The sequence below is a fragment of the Aphanothece microscopica RSMan92 genome (assembly GCF_046613545.2).
GTDB lineage: Bacteria > Cyanobacteriota > Cyanobacteriia > PCC-6307 > Cyanobiaceae > NIES-981.
Genome location: NZ_JBKKKY020000354.1, coordinates 1 through 581, shown reverse-complemented (window position 1 = coordinate 581; position 581 = coordinate 1). Strand labels below are relative to the sequence as shown.

The window sequence follows — 581 nt, the reverse complement described above, 5'->3', positions numbered from 1 at the left end:
TCGCCCGCCGCGGCCTCGTCCTCGGTGCAGAAATTGGCATGGAAGGACGACATGCCCCGTTCGGCCGCGATCTGCACCGCCGCCTGCGCCAGCGCCGCGCGGCCCTGGTCGGTGCAGCCCGGCGCTGTCAGGAAACGGCGGCCGGTGGCGGGGGTAAAGGGCACGGCGGCCAGAAGCTTGGGGTAATAGCGCCCGCCCGCGCGCTGATAGGCCTGTGCCCAGGCGTGATCGAAGATGTATTCGCCCTGGGAATGGGCCTTGGCATAAAGCGGCATCGCCCCGATGGCCTGTCCGCCCGCGCGCGCCACGACGGGCATCGGCGCCCAGCCCGTGCCCGGACCGACCGAACCCGAGGTTTCCAGCGCCGACAGGAAGCGGTGCGTGGTAAAGGGATCGGCCGGGCGCCCGCCCGCGGCGGCCTCGGGGCAGGCCAGCGCATCCCATTCCGCGGCAGGGATCGCCGCGACGCCGGGGTGCAGGGTGATCTCGATCGGGTCGTCGGTCATGTCACCGGTCCGCTGCGGTCGAGGGCCGGGGGGTTTTCCACCCCCCGGACCCCCCGGAGGATATTTGCGGAGAGA

1 protein-coding gene is annotated in these 581 nt (G+C 72.1%); it reads right to left on the bottom strand.

Translation table 11 applies throughout. The features are described 5' to 3' along the window. A partial coding sequence (locus ACLD7X_RS17960; RefSeq protein WP_411425051.1) for a peptidogalycan biosysnthesis protein occupies positions 1-506 on the bottom strand: 506 nt, incomplete at its 3' end. Positions 507-581 lie beyond the last annotated feature (75 nt).